Source organism: Streptomyces inhibens (assembly GCF_003389455.1).
In the GTDB taxonomy this organism is placed as follows: domain Bacteria; phylum Actinomycetota; class Actinomycetes; order Streptomycetales; family Streptomycetaceae; genus Streptomyces; species Streptomyces inhibens.
Genome location: NZ_QUAC01000014.1, coordinates 81032 through 101338 on the forward strand (window position 1 = coordinate 81032; position 20307 = coordinate 101338).

The 20307-nt window shown below is 70.4% G+C and carries 19 protein-coding genes and 1 pseudogene; 13 read left to right on the top strand and 7 right to left on the bottom strand.

Annotated elements, in window-relative coordinates:
- Positions 1 to 55: 55 nt before the first annotated feature.
- The 3 genes from DY245_RS02100 to DY245_RS02110 form a co-directional block, all read right to left on the bottom strand.
- Positions 56 to 724: a histidine phosphatase family protein gene (locus DY245_RS02100; protein WP_128502836.1), complete on the bottom strand. Its 669-nt coding sequence runs from the start codon at positions 722 to 724 to the stop codon at positions 56 to 58.
- Positions 725 to 920: 196 nt separating this feature from the next.
- The gene (locus tag DY245_RS02105) at positions 921 to 1616 is read right to left on the bottom strand and encodes an alpha/beta fold hydrolase (RefSeq protein WP_128502838.1); all 696 of its coding nucleotides are present in this window, start codon (positions 1614 to 1616) and stop codon (positions 921 to 923) included.
- Positions 1617 to 1912: 296 nt separating this feature from the next.
- A complete protein-coding gene (locus DY245_RS02110; protein ID WP_128502840.1) occupies positions 1913 to 2725 on the bottom strand; it encodes a uracil-DNA glycosylase family protein in 813 nt (270 codons plus the stop codon).
- A gap of 600 nt (positions 2726 to 3325) precedes the next feature.
- Between DY245_RS02110 and DY245_RS48610 the strand changes: the two are divergent.
- Positions 3326 to 3982, top strand: a pseudogene (locus DY245_RS48610) (amidohydrolase family protein); the annotation flags it as partial.
- A 17-nt stretch (positions 3983 to 3999) separates the two neighbouring features.
- Here the strand turns inward: DY245_RS48610 and DY245_RS48615 are convergent.
- Positions 4000 to 4449 carry a pentapeptide repeat-containing protein gene (locus DY245_RS48615; RefSeq protein ID WP_483409808.1) on the bottom strand — a complete coding sequence of 150 codons (450 nt, stop codon included), beginning with the start codon at positions 4447 to 4449 and terminating at the stop codon, positions 4000 to 4002.
- A 389-nt stretch (positions 4450 to 4838) separates the two neighbouring features.
- Here DY245_RS48615 and DY245_RS02120 point away from each other — a divergent pair, with 389 nt between their 5' ends.
- The 6 genes from DY245_RS02120 (at position 4839) to DY245_RS02145 (ending at position 11704) form a co-directional block, all read left to right on the top strand.
- The gene (locus DY245_RS02120; RefSeq protein ID WP_128502844.1) at positions 4839 to 5720 is read left to right on the top strand and encodes a hypothetical protein; all 882 of its coding nucleotides are present in this window, start codon (positions 4839 to 4841) and stop codon (positions 5718 to 5720) included.
- Between the two features lie 38 nt (positions 5721 to 5758).
- Entirely contained in the window at positions 5759 to 6082 is a 324-nt protein-coding gene (locus DY245_RS02125) for a hypothetical protein (RefSeq protein WP_128502846.1), read from the top strand.
- Between the two features lie 69 nt (positions 6083 to 6151).
- Positions 6152 to 9238 carry a hypothetical protein gene (locus DY245_RS02130; RefSeq protein WP_128502848.1) on the top strand — a complete coding sequence of 1029 codons (3087 nt, stop codon included), beginning with the start codon at positions 6152 to 6154 and terminating at the stop codon, positions 9236 to 9238.
- A 45-nt stretch (positions 9239 to 9283) separates the two neighbouring features.
- A complete protein-coding gene (locus tag DY245_RS02135) occupies positions 9284 to 9724 on the top strand; it encodes a GNAT family N-acetyltransferase (protein ID WP_128502850.1) in 441 nt (146 codons plus the stop codon).
- A 90-nt stretch (positions 9725 to 9814) separates the two neighbouring features.
- Complete coding sequence (locus tag DY245_RS02140) at positions 9815 to 10657, top strand: COG4705 family protein (protein WP_128502852.1); 843 nt, start codon at positions 9815 to 9817, stop codon at positions 10655 to 10657.
- 156 nt (positions 10658 to 10813) lie between these two features.
- Complete coding sequence (locus tag DY245_RS02145) at positions 10814 to 11704, top strand: COG4705 family protein (protein ID WP_128502854.1); 891 nt, start codon at positions 10814 to 10816, stop codon at positions 11702 to 11704.
- Between the two features lie 91 nt (positions 11705 to 11795).
- On the opposite strand, the gene DY245_RS02150 is transcribed toward DY245_RS02145, so the two are convergent.
- The 3 genes from DY245_RS02150 to DY245_RS02160 form a co-directional block, all read right to left on the bottom strand.
- Positions 11796 to 13187 (bottom strand): sensor histidine kinase, encoded by a 1392-nt coding sequence (locus DY245_RS02150; RefSeq protein ID WP_128502856.1) that lies wholly within the window; start codon positions 13185 to 13187, stop codon positions 11796 to 11798.
- Positions 13184 to 13846, bottom strand: a complete 663-nt coding sequence (locus DY245_RS02155) for a response regulator transcription factor (RefSeq protein WP_128502858.1) — start codon at positions 13844 to 13846, stop codon at positions 13184 to 13186. Before DY245_RS02155 ends, DY245_RS02150 begins: the two co-directional genes overlap by 4 nt.
- A 387-nt stretch (positions 13847 to 14233) precedes the next feature.
- Positions 14234 to 14911: a type III effector protein gene (locus DY245_RS02160; RefSeq protein ID WP_128502860.1), complete on the bottom strand. Its 678-nt coding sequence runs from the start codon at positions 14909 to 14911 to the stop codon at positions 14234 to 14236.
- 130 nt (positions 14912 to 15041) lie between these two features.
- On the opposite strand from DY245_RS02160, the gene DY245_RS02165 reads away from it, so the two are divergent.
- The 6 genes from DY245_RS02165 (at position 15042) to DY245_RS02190 (ending at position 20264) form a co-directional block, all read left to right on the top strand.
- Positions 15042 to 15476 (top strand): Hsp20/alpha crystallin family protein, encoded by a 435-nt coding sequence (locus DY245_RS02165; RefSeq protein WP_128502862.1) that lies wholly within the window; start codon positions 15042 to 15044, stop codon positions 15474 to 15476.
- A 93-nt stretch (positions 15477 to 15569) separates the two neighbouring features.
- Positions 15570 to 15965 carry a DUF2267 domain-containing protein gene (locus tag DY245_RS02170; RefSeq protein ID WP_128502865.1) on the top strand — a complete coding sequence of 132 codons (396 nt, stop codon included), beginning with the start codon at positions 15570 to 15572 and terminating at the stop codon, positions 15963 to 15965.
- 122 nt (positions 15966 to 16087) lie between these two features.
- A complete protein-coding gene (locus DY245_RS02175) occupies positions 16088 to 16522 on the top strand; it encodes a DUF2267 domain-containing protein (RefSeq protein ID WP_244942767.1) in 435 nt (144 codons plus the stop codon).
- Between the two features lie 755 nt (positions 16523 to 17277).
- Entirely contained in the window at positions 17278 to 17580 is a 303-nt protein-coding gene (locus DY245_RS02180; protein WP_244942768.1) for a hypothetical protein, read from the top strand.
- A 207-nt stretch (positions 17581 to 17787) separates the two neighbouring features.
- The gene (locus DY245_RS02185; protein WP_128502869.1) at positions 17788 to 18534 is read left to right on the top strand and encodes an IPT/TIG domain-containing protein; all 747 of its coding nucleotides are present in this window, start codon (positions 17788 to 17790) and stop codon (positions 18532 to 18534) included.
- A 155-nt stretch (positions 18535 to 18689) separates the two neighbouring features.
- Positions 18690 to 20264: an IPT/TIG domain-containing protein gene (locus DY245_RS02190; RefSeq protein ID WP_244942769.1), complete on the top strand. Its 1575-nt coding sequence runs from the start codon at positions 18690 to 18692 to the stop codon at positions 20262 to 20264.
- The last annotated feature ends 43 nt before the right edge of the window (positions 20265 to 20307 follow it).

The following is a 20307-nucleotide window of genomic DNA, read 5'->3' on the forward strand; positions in this document are numbered from 1 at the left end:
TCCGTACGGAGGGAGCGCTCCGCGCCGTACGGGCCTGCTCGGAAACGTCCAGGCCCTACTGCGCGGGCTGCTCCAGCGGACGTCCGGTCGGTCCGCCGTCCGCTCCGGACGCCACGGTCGCGACGGCGGCGCCGGCCCAGGACAGCGCCGTCCACCCCGCCGACGGCGAACCCTCCAAGACCACCACGCCCGTGTTGTCCAGCAGGTGCGCGGCGGCGAACGGCACCTCCACGTTCCGTGCACGGGCCGCCGTCCACATCCGGATCGCCGCGCCATGGCTCACCATGGCGACCGTCCCGGCGCCACTGTCGGCGGCCTCCGCCACCACCGCGTCGAACCGCGCCAGCGCCTCCGCACCGCTCTCCCCGCCCGGCATCCGCAGCCCGGTCTCTCCTGCCGCCCAGGCGAACGCCGTGGCCATGTACGCCTTGGCCGCCTCGGAGTCGCCGCGCACCATTTCCAGATCCCCGGCGGACAGTTCCCGGATGCCGTCCCGCACCCGTACGTCCAGCCCGCGTGCGGCGGCCAGCGGGGCGGCGGTCAGCTGGGTACGGACCAGCGTGGAGGCGTACAGCGCCTCGATGTCCTCACCCGCGAGCGCCCCGGGCAACGCGGCGGCCTGCCGCTCGCCCAACGCGGTCAGGCCCGCCCCCGGGACAGTGGTGTCCAGGAGAAACTCCAGATTGGACGGGGTCTGGCCATGGCGGATCAGGAGCAGGCGCATAGGGGGATCCTCTCGACTGCGACAAGCGGCGAGCGTCTACGTGCATCTACCACTTTCTCAGAGGGCGTGCTCCGCCCTTGCCGGAGCACGCCCGGGGCGGCGACCGCACCCACCCCGGCCCCCGAAGCCTGGGCCCGGCAGACCGGCCGCCGGGGCAGGTGGACAGGGCGCACAGCAGGTCCCAGCCGGACGTCCGCTACCCGGCCGCGTCCAGGAGGATCCGAGCCAGCTCCCGCGGCTGGGAGAACATGGGCCAGTGGCCGGTGTCCATCGTGACCAGCCGCCAGCGCTCGCCGGTCAGCAGTGCGGCCACGTCGTCGCTCGGCTCGGCGCCGTCGAGCAGGCATTTGATGTACGTCGCCGGAAGCTCACCGAGCGGGTGCGCCAGCACGGCCGGCTCGGTCAGCGTGGCTCCCGGGTGCGGCGTGGAGCCGCCCACGATCCGTGCGATCTGTTCGCCGGTCAGGCCCTGGCCGTCACAATCGGCCGTGGTCAGCGGCGCCCAAAAGCCCCCGTTCTTGGCTATCGATGCCTCCACCATGGCCCGGCCGTCGGGCCAGCCGGACACGAACGACTCGCCGTCGGCCGGAACGTTGGAGTCGACGAAGACCACGCGGGCCAGCCGGTCGCCGATCCGCTCGGCGGCCTGACCGGTCGGGATGCCCGAGTAGCTGTGCCCGACCAGGACGACATCGCGCAGATCGTGGCCTACGACCTCGTCGACGATGTCCTGGACGTGGGTCTGCTGACCGGCCGGCACACCCTGCCTGTCGGCGAGGCCGGACAGCGTCAAGGGATGGGTGCCGTGGCCGGCCGCACGCAGCTCCGGCACCACCTCGTCCCACGCCCACGATCCGAGCCACGCCCCTGCAACCAGTACGAATTCCGTCATGGGGGCAACGTAGCCGAGGGGTCTGACAGTCCGGCGTCGCACCGCCCGCGCCGGTGCGGTTGGTGAGGGGCAGCGAACTCACCCTGCGCGGTGCGGACTTTGCTCCGCCTCCCCGGCCGCCGCAACGTCACGCGGTGAGTTCACCGGCGGCGATGTGCGCCGCCCCGAGGACGCCGCACTGGTAGCGCTGGCCCTAGGGGCGCGCAGCCAGCAGGAGCGGGCCGGGACGTGACGGACGCTCCTGTGGTGGACGGGGCGGGCGAGGCGGATCCCCCTTGCTTGCCCTCTCCCGGATCTCAGAACGTCCTTGCACCCGCGGGGACTTGAACGGTGATGGTGGCCCTCTTGTCCGCCGGCGTGCTGCCCTGACGGGAGGCCCACGGCTCGTCGGAGCGCATCCAGGCGGGCAGGCCCGGCGGCAGGTCGGCCTCGGGGACGGTGCCGAGGTCGTCGGGGGTCAGGGTCGTGCCGTAGGGGACGAGGGGGCGGGGCGTCTCGGGGGTGACGGTCGGGTGCAGGGCTTGGAGCGCGGCGTTCCAGTTGGTCAGCAGCTTGGCCAGCGCCTTGGCGGGGTCGGTGCCCGAGGACGCGGCGCTGTCGGGGTAGGTGGGGTGCAGGATGTGCTGGTAGGCACCGGTGTAGGCGGCGCCGGTCGGGGTCGCACGCCAGGTGTGGAAGGCCGTGTCGGCCAGGCTGCCCAGCGCGATCACGGCCTCGATGGGGTTGTCGGCGATGAGGGCGTCGAGCCAGTCGTGGCGGTAGCCGGCGATGTCGGGGTCGGTGGCGTGGGCGTTGCCGGAATGTTGGCCGTAGACGCTGTACAGATACGTATTGATCATGACGTAGCTGGTGTCGATACCAAGCTTGGCGAGGAAGCCCTGGAAGCGGCGGCCGGCGGTGCCGACCAGGATGCGGCGGGTGATCGCTTCGTGGGCGGCCGGGTCCTGGCCGATGACGAGGACCCGGGCGGTTCCGTCGAGACGGCCGCGGTGGAAGATCGGACCCCATTCGACGCGGAAGTGCTCGGGCGGATACGTCTCCGGGCCGGGGTGGTCGCGTACGAGGCCGGCGTACGGATCGTTGCCGTATCCGGGGTCAAAGGTGTGCACGTCCAGGTCTCCTACTCCATACGGGCGGATCGACGATCACCATCAGTGATGGCTAAGTGACAATACGTTATTTCATTTGTTGACTGGGGTGTGCGCTCAACGCGCTCCTCGGGGGATAGGTGAAGGGATGCCTGCATGCCCCCTCCAGCAGATGACTCGACCTCCCGGTTCGCGCTGCGGGGCCGGCTGGTCACGCTCGATCCGGACGACACCGTCATCGAGGACGGCATCCTCTACGTCAGTGGGCGGCTGATCGAGGCGGTGCGCCCGGCCACAGCGGAGGCCCCGCCCGGCTTCGAGCAGATCGTCCCGGTCGAGACCGGCGGTACCGTCTATCCCGGCCTGATCGAGCTGCACAACCATCTGCCGTACGACGTACTGCCGTTGTGGCAGGTGCCGAAGAAATACGGCAACCGCTCGCAGTGGGGCGGCAGTCGCAATCCCGCCTACCACGGCCTCGTGACCGGACCGATGACCGTCCTGGGGCAGGATCCGCAGCTGATGCCCGCGGTGGTGCGGTACGTCGAGGCCAAGGCGCTGGTCAACGGGACGACGACAAGTCAGGGCATCGCGCTGTTCAGCAACACCGGAGCCCGCCGGATGTACCGCGGCGTCATCCGCAACATCGAGCAGACCGATGACGCGGATCTGCCCGAGGCGTCGTCACGGATCGCCGATGTCGAAGCGACCGACGCCGAGCAGTTCGTCGGCCGGCTCAACAAGTCCCGCCGACTGCTGCTGCACCTCGCCGAGGGCACCGACGACGACGCCCGGGCGCACTTCCAGGCCCTGGAGTTCCAGCCGGGCAAGTGGGCCATCACCGAGAACCTGGTGGGCATCCACTGCACCGCACTGACCGCCTCCGACTTCAAGATCCTCGCCCGGCACGGTGGATCGATGGTGTGGTCCCCGCTGTCGAACCTGCTGCTGTACGGCAGGACCGCCGATATCGCCGCCGCCAAGAAGGCCCACGTACTGATGGGGCTGGGCTCGGACTGGTCGGTGTCCGGGAGCAAGGGGCTGCTCGGGGAGCTCAAGGCGGCCCGTCTGGTTTCCGCCGCCGCCGGCGATGTCTTCACCGACCAGGAGCTGGTGGCCATGGCCACCCGGGACGCGGCCCGGATCCTGCGCTGGGACCAAGCCCTGGGCTCCCTGCGGCCCGGCCTGCGCGCCGATGTCCTCGTCGTCGACGGCATCGCCGGCGATCCGTACGCGACGCTGATCGACACCCGCGACACCGGCGTCCAACTGGTCATGATCGACGGCGTTGCCCGCTACGGCACCCGGAAGCTGCTCCAGCTTCTCGTCCCAGGAGCCCCGCTCGAAGAGCCGGTGTCCGGCGCGCCGGCCGACCGGGCGCTCAACCTGCGAGACCCCTCCGCGGACCCGGTCGTGGCCGGGCTGACGCTGGCCGAAGCCACCCGCCGACTCTCCACCGCCCTGGCCGACCTGCCGCTTCTGGCCTCCCGCGCCGACCGGGCGCCGCTCACTGAGGCGCCGCTCACTGAGGCGCCGCTCACTGAGGCGCCGCTCATGAAGGCGCCGCTCATGAAGGCGCCGCTCATGAAGGTCCCGGACACAGGGGTCCCGGACGCAGAGGCCCCGGACACAGAGGTGCGCTGGCAGCTGGCGCTCGACGAGGTCTTGCCCACCGGCGCGGAACTGCGCCCGCGCCTGCCCTTGTTGACCGCCGCCGGGACCCCGCAGCCGACCGGACCGGACATCGGCCCCGCGCCGACACCGCTGGCCGAGGCCGTCCAGGCACCCGTGACGCTCGACGGCCTGACGGCCTCGGCCGATATCGCGTTCCTGACGGCCTTGGCCCATGAGACCAATCTGCCCGCGGACTACGGCGCCGAGCTCTCGCGGCTGCTGAGTTGACTCGACCGACTCGACCGACTCGACCGACTCGACCGACTCGACCGACTCGACCGGCCCCACCGGCCTGACCGACCCGCACCGACCCGCACCGACCCGCACCGACCCGCACCGACCCGCACCGACCGTTCCTCCGCCCGGTGAGTGATCGCCCCGCCCCGCACCGCCCCGCCCGTCCGCCCGCCTTGACAGACCGCCCGTCCGCCCGCCAGCCTCGACAGAACCGGAGCCCGGCATGCTCGTCACCCAGCTCGCCCTCGTGTCCGAAACCGCCGAGATCACCGCGTCTCAGCTCAACCGCGTCGCCGCCGCCCTGCAGAAACAGGCCACCCGCGACTTCGCCCCGCTGTGGCAGGTCCCCGCCACCGTGGACGCCTTCGACAGGCTCAAGGACGTACCGGTCGGCTACTGGCCGATGATCGTCCGGGACGACATCGGCCAGCCCGGCGCGGCCGGCGTCCACCTGGACAAGAACGGCCAGCCGTTCTCCTTGATCCAGTACAGCGAAAGCTGGTCGCTGACCGCGAGCCACGAAATGCTGGAGATGCTCGCCGACCCCTGGGGAAACCGCCTGATCGCCGGACAGTCGCCGAAATCGGACCAGGGCGTGGTCGAGTTCCTGGTCGAGGTCTCCGACCCGTCGGAAGCGCCGGAGAACGGCTACACCATCAACGGACTGCTGGTCTCGGACTTCTTCACCCCGCGCTTCTACGACCCGGTCGCCGCACCCGGCGTGCGCTACAGCTTCACCGGCAAGCTGACAGAGCCTCGCAAGATCGTGCGCGGTGGCTACATCAGCTGGCGCAACCCGGTCACCGATCACTGGTGGCAGCAGATCTGGTTCGGCACCGAGGAGGCCCAGTTCCGCGACCTCGGCAAGCTGACCGAACGCACCGGCAGCCTCCGCTCGGCCATCGACGCGCGCACCAAGACCGCCGAACGCATCGCCACCAGCGGCCCGCAGTCCGACCGTTTCGCCAAGGCACGGACCCTGACCGCGGCGGTCAAGGAGTCCACCGCCTCCCGCGCCGACGTATGGAGCAGCCAGATCGAGGAGCTGAGGTCAGGATCGGCCACCGAGGGCACCTGGGAGGGTGGTGAGCAGGACAATGAGTAGGAGCGACGGTCTCAGCCGCCCGGCAAGGAGGGTTCGCCATGGCGGAGAAGAAGGATGACGACAGCAACGCGCGTGCCGAACGGCTGCACGAGCTGATCGACCAGCTGACCGCTGATCGCACGGCCGGGGAGAAGCCCGGCACCGCGCCGGCCGCGCCCGGTGGCACAAGCCTGCGGGACGCCGTCCACCGCCGGATGCGCGAGCTGGACGAATCGGCGTCCGGGTGCGGTGAGTCGGTGCCGGAACGGGACGAATCCGCGGCCGAACGGGACGAGTCGGCGGCCGGACAGGATGAATCGGCGGCCGAACGGGACGAATCGGTGGCCGAACGGGACGAGCCCGCATCCGATCACGATGCGTGAGAATCCCGGTGCCCCGAAGTGCGGGGCACCGGGAGAGCGATCGACCACGACGATCTTCAGAGGTGGCGCATGCCGCAATCCGGTCCCGCTCCCGGCCCCGATTCCGGGCGTAGTCCTGATTCCGCTTCCGGTTCCACAGCGGATTCCGTTCCCCGCGCTCCCGCCGGTGCCCGCCCGCTCCCCGCCTGGCAGGGGTTTCTCCTGGCGCTGGGAACCCTCGTCCCGGTCGCCCTCGGCCTGTGGGCGGTGTGCGTCGCGCCGCACGTCAACCACGTCGGCTTACAGTTCGCGGGCTCCGCGGCAGCGGCCGACAAGGTGGTCGACGACCACACCTCCGACTTTCGTACGGCGCTGAGCGCGGACTACGCGTTCATCGCCGGCTACACGGCGACCCTGCTGCTCGTGTTCCGGCTCGGTCGCCACGTTTTCGCCGGCCGGCGAGGCCGCCGGGCCGCCCGGTGGGCAATGATCGCCACCCTGCTCGCTGCCGGGTGCGATGTGGCAGAGAACGTGCTGCTCACCTACGGTCTGCACGGCGGAGCCGACGGCAGTGACGGGCCCTTCGCGCTGGCGACCGGATGCGCGACCGTCAAGTGGCTGCTGCTCGCGGTCATCGCGGTCGTCGCCCTGATCGTATGGGGCACCACTACGGCCCGAGCCGCCCGAGCCATCCTGCGGAAACTGTGCCACAAGCTGTGGCACACAGTGTCGCCACATGTGATGCCCCTGCAACGGCTGATCGCCCGCCTCACACCCGCCGCGAACAAGCCCGCTCCGCCGTGCCCGCGCCATCCGGATGCGCCGGGTGTCGTCCCGCCGTGGCCGGTGGCGCACCCCGACGGCACACGCTGGCCGGCCGCCGCCCCACAGCGCGCCCAGGAACCGGCAGACCCGCCCGGAGACGGAACAACGGACGGACCGGCACCCGGTACGACGGCCCCTCCCGCCCACTGGCGCTACGAAGGCGAGCCGGCCCCCGGCCGGACGAACGCCCCGCTCGGCTTCTGTGTCTCCGGCGGCGGCATCCGGTCGGCCTGCGTCACCCTGGGCGCCCTGCAAGCCCTGCGCAGTTCGCTGCTCAAGGCCCGCTACCTGGTCGCGGTGTCCGGCGGTGGCTACACCGTAGGCGCGATGCAACTCGCCCTGGTCGGCCCGGACAACACGCCGGCCCCCATCTCGTCGGCCGATGCCTTCGCCCCCGGCTCGCCGGAAGAGGACCACCTTCGGCGGCACTCCAAGTACGTCGCCGACGGCGCCGGCCAGTGGCTGGTCGCGCTCGGGGTACTGCTGCGCGGCCTGCTCGCCTCGCTGTTTCTGCTCACCGCCACCACGGTCACCCTCGGACTGGCCCTGAGCTGGGCCTACCACCTCGTGCCGGTGACCGAGCTGGCCTACCTCGCCGAGCCCGGCACCCGACTCTGCGTCAAGTGCGCCCCACCGGACGCGCCGGCCTTCCGAGGAGCGTCGATCCGGGCCGTCCTGATCGTGCTCGGTACGTCCATGGCCGTCTGGCTGCTGTGGCTGCTGGCCTACGCCTGGTGCCGCTTCGATGCCGTGGTCCAGGGGCTGGCCAGAGCGTTCCAAGCCCTGGTACTGCTGACCGTCGCCCTGGCCGCCGGTGTGCTGGTGCTGCCCGTCCTGGCATGGGGAGCGGTCTTTCTGCAGACCCAGCTCGACGTCAGCCGCCCGGACGCCACCGCCGCGGCCGGCGCCACCGTACTGCTCACCTATATCGCCGCCCTGGTCAGCACACTGTGGCGGCGGCGCCAGACCATCCGGCGGGGCCTGGGCAAGGTCCTCGACCTGGTCAGAGGAAGACCCGGGCTCAGCCGGGCGGTCCCCAACGGACTCACCCAGTACATCGTGGTCTGGGCGGTACTCCTGCTGCTGGGCGCCGCGTTCCTGTTCCTCCTGGGCTGGGCCACGGCCACCGGCTGGTCCTGGCCGGCCTGGGCGCAGATCGGCATCCCCGCCACGCTGCTGTTCATCGGTGCCAGCCTCGATCAGACCTGGATGAGCCTGCACCCCTTCTACCGCCGCCGGCTCGCCTCCGCCTTCGCCGTCCGCCGTGTCATCGACAACGGCGCCGGCCACGCCGAGATGGCCGTGCCGTACGACTTCACCACGGAGACCACCACCCTCAGTACCTACGGCGACCGCAAGCCGGACTTCCCGCAGGTCATCTTCGCCGCCGCGGCGAACCTCTCCGGCAGCGAACGCACGCCCCCCGGCCGCCGCGCGGTCTCCTTCACGCTCTCCCACGACTACGTGGGCGGCCCCGACGTCGGGTACGCCTGCACCGCCTGCCTGGAACAGCGCACCAAGCGGCACATCGTCCACGACCTCACCGTCCAATCGGCCGTCGCCATCTCCGGCGCCGCCTTCTCCTCCGCGATGGGCGCCCAGGCCCGCGCCTTCCAGACCCTGTTCGCGCTGTCCAACGCCCGGCTCGGCACGTGGCTGCCGAACCCCGGCGCAATGGCCGAACTCTGGAAGAACCACGACGTCTGGGAGCTGCCCCCGCCACCGGCCATCCGCCGGCTGCCGTACCTGCTCCGTGAGGTCTTCGGCCGCTTCCCCATGGACGACCGGCTGCTGCTCGTCACCGACGGCGGCCACTACGAAAACCTCGGCCTGGTCGAACTGCTCCGTCAGGGCGTCCACACCGCGGTCTGCATCGACGCCAGCGGAGACAGCCCGCCCTTCGCCACCACCCTGGCCCAAGCCATCGCCCTGGCCCACGAAGAGCTCGGCATCACCATCAAACTGCACCGGCCCACAACCCTCGCCCCGGGCAGCGGCAAACCGCTCCAACCCGCAAGCACCCTGTCCGCGCTCAACAGCCGGCTGTCCCAAACGGCGGTCATCACCGGGGACATCATCTACCCCAAAAACCTGACCATCCCAGGCCGCCCGCCCAGCGCCCGGGGCACGCTGATCGTCGCCCGCGCCACCCTCACCGACGACCTGCCCTACCAACTGCTCTCCTACGCCTCGGCCCACCCGGTCTTCCCCCACGACAGCACCAGCGACCAGTGGTTCGACCACCAGCAATTCGACGCCTACCAAACCCTCGGCCAAGCCCTCGGCACCCACGTCCAAGCCCTCCTCGCCCCCACCAAGCCGAAGAACAAGCCTGAGCACGAACGGAGTTGAGCACTTGCAGTTGACGCCCCACGATGCGCGCGGTTTCCTACTGCGATGAACGATCTTCGTATCGAACCGGTGGACGGCGAAGCCATGGTCAAGGACTGGCAGTACGCCCATAACGCGATCATCCCCACCGACCCCTTGTCCCTCGACGACGTGCGTGAGCGTGTCCAGCGCAACCATTTGGAGGTCGCGTATCTCGGCGACGTTCTCGTGGGTTGCTCGACGGTGCGTCCGCCCACGAGCGATGCGTCGGTGGCCACAGTGATCGCCCGGGTGCTCCCCGCTCACCGGCGGCAAGGGCTTGGTGGCGAGATCTATGCGCGAGGGCTGGCACGGGCGCGGGAGCTGGGTGCCGGCGTGATCGAGACGGTGGTCCTGGAATCCAACCCGGACGGGCTTCGGTTCGCGCAACGGCACGGATTTGTGGAAATCGACAGGTACTTGCTGCCGGGTGACAGCGTGCCCTTCATCGATTTGAGGCTTGCCTGACACGGCTTTCACCAGCCTGGGTGTGCTGGGTAGCGCGACGGAATGCGTGCTCAGGATGCGTTCAGGTTGCGCGTGACACGGTCGGGCACCATGACAACCGATATCCCTGGGGCCACTGAGGCCCACGAGACGTACAGCCCCGCCCCTGCTCCCACCGGCCATCGCCTCCGCTGGAACAAGGTCCCCGAAGTCACCGTGTACTTCTGGGTGATCAAAATCCTGTGCACCACGGTCGGCGAGACCGCGGCCGACCTGCTGAACGAGAAGCTGGGCCTGGGCCTGACCGGCGTGTCGCTGCTGATGAGCGCGCTGCTCGTCGCTGTGCTCGTGGCACAGTTCCGTACCGCCGCCTACCGCCCCGGCATCTACTGGCTCGCCGTCGCGCTGATCAGCATCGTGGGCACGCTGATCAGCGACAACCTCACCGACAACCTGGGCGTGCCGCTGGAAACGAGCACCGCCGTCTTCGCGGTCGCCCTCGCGGTCGTGTTCGTGGCGTGGTACCGCAGCGAGCGGACACTGTCCATCCACCACGTCGACACGATGCGCCGCGAGTCCTTCTACTGGCTCGCCGTGCTGTTCACCTTCGCCCTGGGCACCGCCGCCGGTGACCTGGTCGCCGAGCGCATGGACCTCGGGTACTGGATCTCCGCCGGCCTGTTCGCCCTGGCGATCGCCGCCGTCGCGGTGGCGCACTTCGCCCTCGGTCTGAACGCCGTGTGGAGCTTCTGGATCGCCTACATCCTGACCAGGCCGCTGGGCGCGTCGATCGGCGACTACCTTTCCCAGCCGACCGCCGACGGCGGGCTCGGCCTGGGCACCGTGATCACCAGCGTGCTCTTCCTGGCGGTCATTCTCGGCCTGGTGGTGTTCCTGGCGGTGACCCGGCGGGATGTGGCCGAGCGGGAACGGCTCACCCCACAGGCCGGCTGACCACGTACGTCGCCCCGGGCGGGTGCCGATTCCGGCGCACGGGGGGCGTCATGGGCGGGCCCGGGCAGCCTCTTGGGCGCGGCCCGGGCCCGTACCCCCGACGTCGCTCGTTCCAGGGGGGAAGCGGCGTCACTTGGCAACCAGGAGGCAGAGAAATTGGAAAAGTCGGAAGTCCTGACGGAGCTGGATGCCGCCGACACCGGCAGGACCGGCAGATCTGTCATGAAGAAACTGCCGGAGGTCACCCTGGCCTTCTGGATCATGAAGATCGCCGCGACGACCCTGGGCGAGACGGCCGGTGACCTCTTCGCCCAGACCCTCAAGCTCGGCTACTTCCTCACCACGATCGCGCTGTTCCTGATCTTTGTCGTCACGCTGGTCGTACAGCTCAGGTCCTCGCGCTACAACCCGTTCTTCTACTGGACCGTCATCCTGTCCACCAGCATGGCCGGCACCACGATGTCCGACTTCATGAACCGTGACGCCAGCGCCAGGTTCCTCTCCGACGGGGCGACGTCGCTGGGCTGGGGGCCGCAGGGCCTGGGACTGGGGTACCCCACCGGTGCCGCGATCCTGATCTCGCTGCTGATCGTCATCTTCATCGTCTGGAAGTGCACCGGGCTCACGTTCGCCATCCGCGACATCGTCACCTTCCGCGGCGAGGCCCTCTTCTGGTCGGCGATCCTGGTGTCGAACACCCTCGGCACGTCCATGGGTGACTTCCTGTCCGACAGCTCCGGACTCGGTTACGCGGGCGGCGCACTTCTCGTCACAGGGGTGCTCGCCGTACTCGTCGCCCTCATGCGGGTGCCGGTCGTGCCGAACGTTCTGCTGTTCTGGATCGCCTTCGTGCTCACCCGGCCTCTCGGGGCCACCGCCGGCGACTTCCTCACCAAGCCCCTCGCCAAGGGCGGCCTCGACCTCGGTACGGCGGGTTCGTCGGCCGTGCTCCTCGCGCTCCTCATCGGCCTCATGGGCTACGCCCACGTACAGGAGCGAAGGAACACCGCCGTACCGCGGGACGAGGCCCTGACCCGGAACCCCTGACCCGGAACCCCTGACCTGGAACTCCTGGACGCTATCGGTGACGCCGGCGGGCTGATGCTCCGTCCGGCGGTGTCACCGAGCGGGGGCCGGGTCACCCGGCAGGCAGGCTGACCACGAACCCCGCCCCAGGGGCGTACTCGGCGCTGTAGGTCACCTCACCGCCGGCGGAGCGGGCCAGGCGTCGCGCGAGCGGCAGCCCGAGGCCCGCTCCGCCGTGTCCGTCCGCCGGGTCGGCGCGCCTGCCCGGCTGGAACAGATGCGTGGTGAAGCAGGGCGGGACGCCGGGGCCGTCGTCGACGACCTCCACGTGTATCCAGCCGAGCTCGTGGGAGGCCCGGATGCCGACGCATGTGCGTGCGTAGCGCAGCGCGTTGTCGGTGAGGGGACCGACGATGCGTTCCAACAGCGCGGCGGGCACTCCGGCCGTCAGTGTGTCCGGGCCGGTGACCGTGAGGGAGACCTTCCCGGGGCTGCCGGGCCGGTCCGCGAGCCGTCGCAGCACGGACATGACGTCCGTTGTGCCGGGCGCGGTGTGCCCGGTGGCGCGTGCGTCGTCGAGGAGGGTGTCGCAGATGGTTCGCATGGAGTCGGCGGCGTCGGCGATGACCGAGTGCGTCGCGCGGGTGTCGGCGGTGGAGCGGGGACGCGCCTGCCACCAGTCGAGTTCGGCGGTGATCCGCGCCAGGGGAGTGCGCAGCTCGTGGGACAGCTCTCCGGTGAGCTGCTGCTCATGGCGCAGCACGGCACGGATACGGTCCAGGAGCTCGTCCAGCGAGGTGCCCAGCCCCGCGAGTTCGGTGGGGCGGTCCGCGCCGCCGAAGCGCTGTTCGGAGGTGACCGCGCTCCACTGGGTCGCCTGGTCGGTCATCGCCGTCACGGGGCGCAGGGCGCGCCCCACCGCCAGCCGGGTCAGGACATAGGTGCAGGCCAGGACGGTGCCGTCCAGGGCGAGGGAGGCGATCAGCAGGGTGTCGGCCGAGGCGCGGTAGGGACCGAGGTCCATGGCGGTGACGACGACGGCGGCGGGCCGGGCGCCCGGCCGGGTGGCACCCACGGGCTCGGCACACAGACGTATGGGGGCGTCGGCTTCGAGGGCGGCGCACTGCTTGCCGCCGTGTGCGGCGAGGCGTGCGGCGGTGCGGGTGACCGCGCCTCCGGAGGGCGCGGAGGCCGGGTGTTCGAGCAGCCGTGTGCCCGCGTAGATCCATACGTTCGTGTCGAGAAGCGCGTCATCCGGTGTCTCCAGGACACGTACCGGATCATGGCGGGTGTCGACGGTCGCGGCGACAGCGGCGGCCCGGGTGCGCGGTTCGTCGTCCGCCTGCTGCTGAAGGTGCTGGCGGACGATCGCGTTGAACACGACGGTGAGGATCACCATGACCAGCGCGGCGGTGGTGAGCGCCACCAGGGACAGCCGTCCCCGCAGGGTGCGGGGCCAGCAGCGGGAAATCATCGTGGTGCGGGGGGACCGGCCACGGTTCATGACAGTCGGTGTCCGATCCCGCGGGTGGTGCTGATCGTCAGGCCGCTGCCCGCGTCACGGATCTTGCGCCGCAGACGGCTCAGATACTGGTCCAGTGTGTTGTCGCTGACCTGGGCACCTTCCGGCCAACCGGCCCTGACCAGATTCCGCCTGCGCACCACCGCCCCCGGGTCGGCCATCAGCGCGGCCAGCAGACGGAACTCGGTGGGTGTCAGAGCGACCTCGACGCCTTGCACCGTGAGGCTGTGCCGCACCGGGTCCAGGACCAGATCCCCGGTGGCGGTGGGAGCGGCGGGCCCGGAACGCTTGAGGACGGCCTGCAAACGGGCGGTGAGCTCGGCCAGATGGAACGGCTTGGGGACGTAGTCGTCGCCTCCGGCGGAGAACCCGCTGAGGCGGTCGCCGAGCCGGTGATGCGCGGTAAGGAAGACAACCGGGCGCAGAAACCCGTTCGCCCGCATGGCCTGACACACGTCCCGCCCGTCCGCGTCGGGCAGTCCGACGTCCAGCACCACCGCGTCGACGGCGTCGCCGACGAGACGCAGGGCGGTGGCGCCGTCCTGGGCGGTCACCGTCTCGAAGCCCTCGTCCCGCAGACCGCGCCGCAGCACGTCCCGTAGGGCGTGGTCGTCTTCGACGACCAGGATGGTGGGACTCAAGGAGGTCACCTCACAGGCTCTGGAACGCGCCCCCCCGAGCGACTACAAGCGGGTAGACGGTCTACTGCACTGTAGACGACGAAGGGGGAGGGGGCGTTTCCTGGGCCGGGGGCGGGCATGCGCCAGGCCCGCGGCGGGCGCGGGCATGTGCCACCGAGCCTCATCGGAAGCGCGACCGCGCCCCGCCTCTCGCCCCCGCGGCGCCCGCCCACTACAGCAGCGGCCGGACGCCGTACGGGATCGCAAGCGGCGTGACCGCATACACCACCCTGGTCACGTGGCCGCATACACCCCGGTCATACGGCACGCCTTCGAGCCGATCCCCTCACCGCGATCGACAGCACCACCCGCGCAGGCTGATGAGCGAGGCCCTCGCATCAGCGGGGGTCAGGCATCGCGGCGCTGGTCGTTGCTGTCCCGGCGGAGCTGGTCGGTCTGGCGGGTGAGGGTTTCGATGCGGGCGGCGAGGTCGGGGTGGGTGTGTTGCAGGTGTGAGTGGGCGGCGGCGAGGGGGTCGATGAGACGGGCCGCGTCGTTGTCGGCGAGGGCCTGGTTGAGGTCGCGGACCGGGGTGCCGGCCGTGGTGGGGAGGTCGCTGAGGGCGGTGATCTGGCCGGCAAGGCGGCGCAGGTCGGCGGCGTGGTGGCGGGCCCAGGCGGTGACGGAGCGGTCGGCGGCGCGGCGGTCGCGGGTGGCTTTGATGCGCTGTTCGCCGGTGGTGTTGGCGGCGCCGGGGCGCAGGCGCAGGTAGCGGCGTTCGGCGGCCTGGCGGCTGGCGACGCCGAGTGGATGGGCGAGGTCGGCCCAGCTGGCGCCCGCCTTCCGGGCCTCTTCGATCAGGCTCGTCTCCCATCCGGCGAGCTGCTCACGCACTTCGCGCAGGAGCAGGAGCGAATCCAGGGCCTGCTCGGGCCCCGCGCCGGGCACGGCCGGATCGGCTGCCTCTGCGGTGTGGGCGCTGCGTACGGCCTCGTCTATCGCGGCCAGTGCGGAGGCGGCGGCAAGAAAGGAGGCCGGGCTGGGGTGCGGGCTGCGGGGTGAAGTGGACTGGTCGGGTGTGGGCACCGCGGTCTCCTCTCATCTCGTCACCCTGAGGACGACACTCTGATTGTCATCGATTGGATGACATGCTACAACGGGAGAGAGGTGAAGCGCATTGGCAGGCACTGCCTGAACCAAGTGGAGGTGTTCCGCGATGTTGATGCGCACCGACCCGTTCCGCGAGCTCGACCGGCTCACCCAGCAACTCCTGGGCACGTCCGGCACGTGGTCAAGGCCGTCGCCAATGCCGATGGACGCCTACCGCGAGGGCGACGACCATGTCATCGCGCTCGATCTGCCCGGGGTCTCCCCGGACGCGATCGACATCGACATCGAGCGGAACATGCTGACCGTCAAGGCCGAGCGCCGGCCGGTCGCGCAGGCGGACGATGTGCAGAGGGAGCTCTCCGAGTGCCCGTTGGGCGTCTTCTCCCGCCAGGTCGTGCTCGCCGATACCCTCGACACGGACAACAGTAAGGCCGACTACGACGCAGGTGTCCTCACCCTGCGCGTCCCGATCAGCGAGTGCTCCGAGCCCCGCAAGATAGCGATCGGCGGGGGCGCGGCGCACAAGCAGATCAGCGGCTGAACAAGACCTCGCCCGCAGCAACGGCGGAGGACGGGGCAGATCGTGCCTCCCTCCTGATCCCGTCCTCCGCCTCATTCGAAGGGGGCAGCCACGGTGACTCTGCGGTGGGAGGCGTTCCTGGCCCGCGTCCAGGAACGCGGCGAGTACGAAACGCAACAGGAAGCAGAACGGGCGGCCCGCGTCGTCCTCGCGCTGCTGGGTGCGCACCTGGTGGGCGAGGAGCGAGCCGAACTGGCCGCCCGGCTGCCGGAAACCTTTGCCCTGATCCTGCTCAACCCCTTGCAGGCCGCTGAACCGCTCACGCCCGAGCGGTTCGTCAAGGCGACCGCGGCATGGATCGAGGGAGCCACCGAGGAGACCGCCAAGTGGGACGTCGGGGCCGTGCTCAGCGTGGCCGAGGACGCCGCGGGCGAGGGGCTCATGCAACGCATCCTGCTCCAGCTCCCTCCGGGCTACGACCTTCTCTTCGGCCATCCGCCGCCGACGTAACCCCCAGGAGGCAGCAAGTCCAACCCAACTGCCCATCCCGAGATCAACAGTGGCGGGCCTTCGCGCCCGGCCATGTCACCGACCAAGAAGGCTCTTTGACGAGAAAGGCGTCCGCTCCACCGATGTCCCCCCAGCCTGAACCGGGTCGGCCCGCACCGGGCATGCTGTTCGAGCACATGCTGGAACGCGTGCGGTACGAAGGCGCGTACCCCACCCGTGAACGAGCCGAAGAAGTCGTACGCGCCGTGCTGGCCGCACTCGGCCGGCAGCTCACCGGCGACGAACGCGTCGAACTCGCGGCCCGTCTGCCCGTCGAGGCCGCCCTGGCCTTCACCGCCCAGATCCCCGACACCGAGAAGCTCACCGGCCGGGGCTTCGTCAAGGACCTCGCCACCCGCACCGGCGGCACGCCGGCCACCGCGCGCTGGGACACCGGCGCCGTCCTCGCCACGGTCGCCCAGCTCGCCGGCCCCGAGCTCCTCACCCGCATCCTCACCCAGCTCCCGGCCGGCTACGCGCTCCTCTTCGGCCGCACCGAACGCACACACGCCGCCTGAGCACGGCAGACCGCACCGCAGCCCTGTACAGCGCACTGTTCAACGGCGCGTGCTGGGTTGAGGCAACCTCGGCCACGTGACCTGTTCTGCGAGCGCTCCGGACCCGACGTGCTGCTGCGAGCACACCGAAAGCCCGGCGCACGCCGATTTCCGGCCACCAGCGACGACTTCTGTGCGGCGCGATGTATGCGCGCCCCCACCGAATCCACCCCTGCGGCTGCACTCGCTGCCGTACACACGGTGCGACGGCGCTTCTACGGGACGATGCCGCAGGGACGACAGCACGTCAGAGCCTTCACCCCGAAGCGCCGCTGGCTGGAACGGCAGTGCGTACGGTGGCACTTGATGCGCCTGGGACGTCGCATGCTGCGCCATTTGGGTGACGTAGCGTCAAGGTTATTGCTGCCATGGTCACACCGATGGATTACTGCTCATGTCCAATCCGGTGGGCCGCCCATCCTCTCCGGGGGAGTGGCAGTCGGCCTACCCGATCACCAGCCCGAGTGCCTGGGCGGCCGTGTCGCCGCGGTGCCGCATGGGCTCCCTCGGTAGAGGACGTGGATCGACCAGCCGGTGCTGTTCGTTGGCGCCGGCTGATGCGGTGGCTCGCGCAACCTCATGTTGGGGGCGTCATGCCGACTGCTGTCCGCGCTCTTCGGTCCGTGCTCGTTATTTGTGCCATGGCCATGGGACTGGCCGCTGTCCCGACCACTGCGCATGCCCAGAACTCCGTGTGGTGCGGGGAGAGTTCTGTGGTGTCCGCGTCCACCACCACGAACGCGCAGGGTGACGACGACATCCTGACCAGCGATCCGTCCACCCCGGCTGCCCGGATTCTTGAAATCGATGGATATGCCAATGTGCCGGCCACTCTTGGCCGGCTCAACCTGAACAGCATCACCATCCGTGGCGGCAGCGCCGTCGCTCCTTACCCGGGCGACGGCGACTACAACAACTCCGGCACGGTCAACCTCCTGGCCGGCAATGTCAGCGGCAACACCCCGAACAACACCGCCCCACCCCGCAGCGTGCCCGGCTGCACCGGCGACACCGGCTGACCGCTCCGACCGACGCACAGAACCGGCGTCCGACCGACGCACAGAACCGGCGTCCGACCGACGCACAGAACCGGCGTCGGCCCGGACAACGAGCCTTCCTGCACCGACGGCGAACAGCACCCGCCCGGTATCGCCCCGTCGTTCCCCCCGCACTGCCTCAACAACGCAGTCGTTCCGCCCTCACCCGCCTCAATGAAGGAGACAGCCATGCCCATTTCCCCCAACCAGGGCTCCACCGGCGGCGGCACCTCGGTCGTCATCACCGGTGTCGGCCTCGCCGGCACCTCCGCCGTTCACTTCGGCACCAAGCCGGCCACCATCGTCGGCACCCCGACCCCCACCCAGGTCAACGTCGTCTCCCCATCCGGCACCGGCATGGTCGACGTGACCGTGACCACCCCCGGCGGCACCAGCAACCCGCTTTCGTTCTACTACGTCGGCGCGCCGTTCGCGTGCAGCCTGAGCCCCGACTCCGGCGGCACCGGGGGCGGCAACACCGTCACCATCAACGGCACCGGCCTGGCCACCGCCACCGCCGTGCAATTCGGCACCACCTCCGCGACACCGACCGTGGTCAACGACGGTCAGCTGACCGTCGTCGTACCGACGGGCGTGGCGGCCGGGTCGGTGGGCGTCACCGTCACCACCGTGGGCGGCACCGCCGATGACCTGTCCTACACCTACGTCGACCAGCCCACCATCCTCGCCCTGAGCCCCCTCTCCGGCCCGACCTCCGGCGGCACCGAGGTGACCATCACCGGCACCAACTTCGCCACCACCCAGTCGGTCACCTTCGGTGGCACGCCGGCGTCGTTCGTCGTCATCTCCGGCACCAGCATCTCAGCGGTCACCCCGCCGGGCGCCGACGGCGCCGTGGACGTCACCGTCACCACCACCGGCGGCAGCGCCACCAGCGCCGGCGCCTTCACCTACACCGCCGGGCCCGGCATCTGACCCGCCGTTCGGGCCGCTGACGGCCCGGGTCCTGTCACCGGGCACGCGGACCGCCTGCCCGGGCAGGCCCTACCGCACCCGTTTTGACGAGCCCCGGCCCGGCTCTGCTCCCATTCCGGCCGGCCGGGGCTCACCCTCCTCGAAGGAATATGAGCGTGGATCGCTTCGCAAACCCGCCGACCGCTCCCACCACACGGACGCTGACCCTGGCCGCGCCCACGGTCAGTTCCGTCTCCCCAGCCTCGGGTCCCGCCACGGGCGGTACCCCTGTCGCGGTGACCGGCACCGGCTTCACCGGCGCCACCGCGGTGCGCTTCGGCACCACCATGACGACTTCGTTCATCCTCGACTCCGACACACACATCACGACCACCGCCCCAGCCGGAACGGGCACCGTCCAAGTCACCGTCACCACGCCCCGTGGCACCAGTGCCCAGTTCGTCACCTATTCCTACGGCCCCGTCACGACGCCCACCCTGACCTCGGTCATCCCCGCGTCCGGACCGGTCACCGGCGGTACCACGGTCACGCTTACAGGTACGGGCCTGACGGGCGCGACGGCGGTGCGCTTCGGCGCAACAGCGGCGACCTCGTTCACGGTTGTCTCCAATACGGAGGTCACCGCGGTGGCTCCCGCCGGATCAGGGACGGTCCAGGTCACGGTGGTCACGCCCGGCGGCACGAGCAACGCGGTCGCCTACACCTACAGCGTCACGCCCGCACCGACGCTCAGCTCCGTCAACCCCGTATCGGGGCCGACCACCGGCGGTACCAATGTCACCCTCACCGGCTCGGGTCTGACCACGGCCACCGCTGTGCGGTTCGGTACCACGGCGACCTCCTTCACGGTCCTCTCCGACACCCACATCTCGGCCGTCGCGCCCGCCGGCACGGGAACGGTCCAGGTCACCGTCACCACGCCCGGCGGCACCACCAACGGGATCCCGTACAGCTACGCCACGACCCCGGTCGTGAGCGGCGTGAGCCCGAGCCAGGGGTCGCGATCCGGCGGAAACACCGTCACCCTGACCGGCACCGGCCTCGCCGGAGCCACCGCGGTCACCTTCGGCGCCACCCCGGCGACCTCCTTCACCGTCGTCTCCCCGACCCAACTCACCGCTGTCGCACCACCGGGGGCCGCCGGCCTGGTCGACGTCACGGTCACCACCCCCGGCGGCACCAGCGCCCACGGGACCGGCACCGCCTACTTCTACGTCGATACGCCGGCCCTGACCAGCGCCGAACCGAGCTCGGGCCCCATCGCGGGCGGCACCGCCGTCACCCTGACCGGAGCCCACCTCATCGAGGCCACCGCCGTGCACTTCGGCACCACGGCCGCCAGTTCCTTCACCTCCGTCTCGGACACCCAGCTCACCGCGGTGGCGCCACCCGGAAACGCCGGAAGCGTCCAGGTCACCGTCACCACCGCGGGCGGGACGAGCAACGGGGTCTCCTACACCTATAGCGCGGCACCCGTTCTCACTGCCCTCAGCCCCGCGCAGGGACCGCTGTCCGGCGGGAACACCGTCACCCTGACCGGCACCGGCCTCGCCAGAACGACCGCGGTGATGTTCGGCACGGTGCCCGCCGCGTTCACCGTCATCTCCGACAGCCACCTCACCGCCACACCCCCACCCGGACCCGCCGGGCCGGTCGATGTCACCGTCACCACCCCCGGCGGCACCAGCCCGGCCGTGACCTACACCCGAACCCCTCCACCCACCATCTGACCCCAAGGGATACGCCATGCCTCACCCTCGACGCCGGTAACGC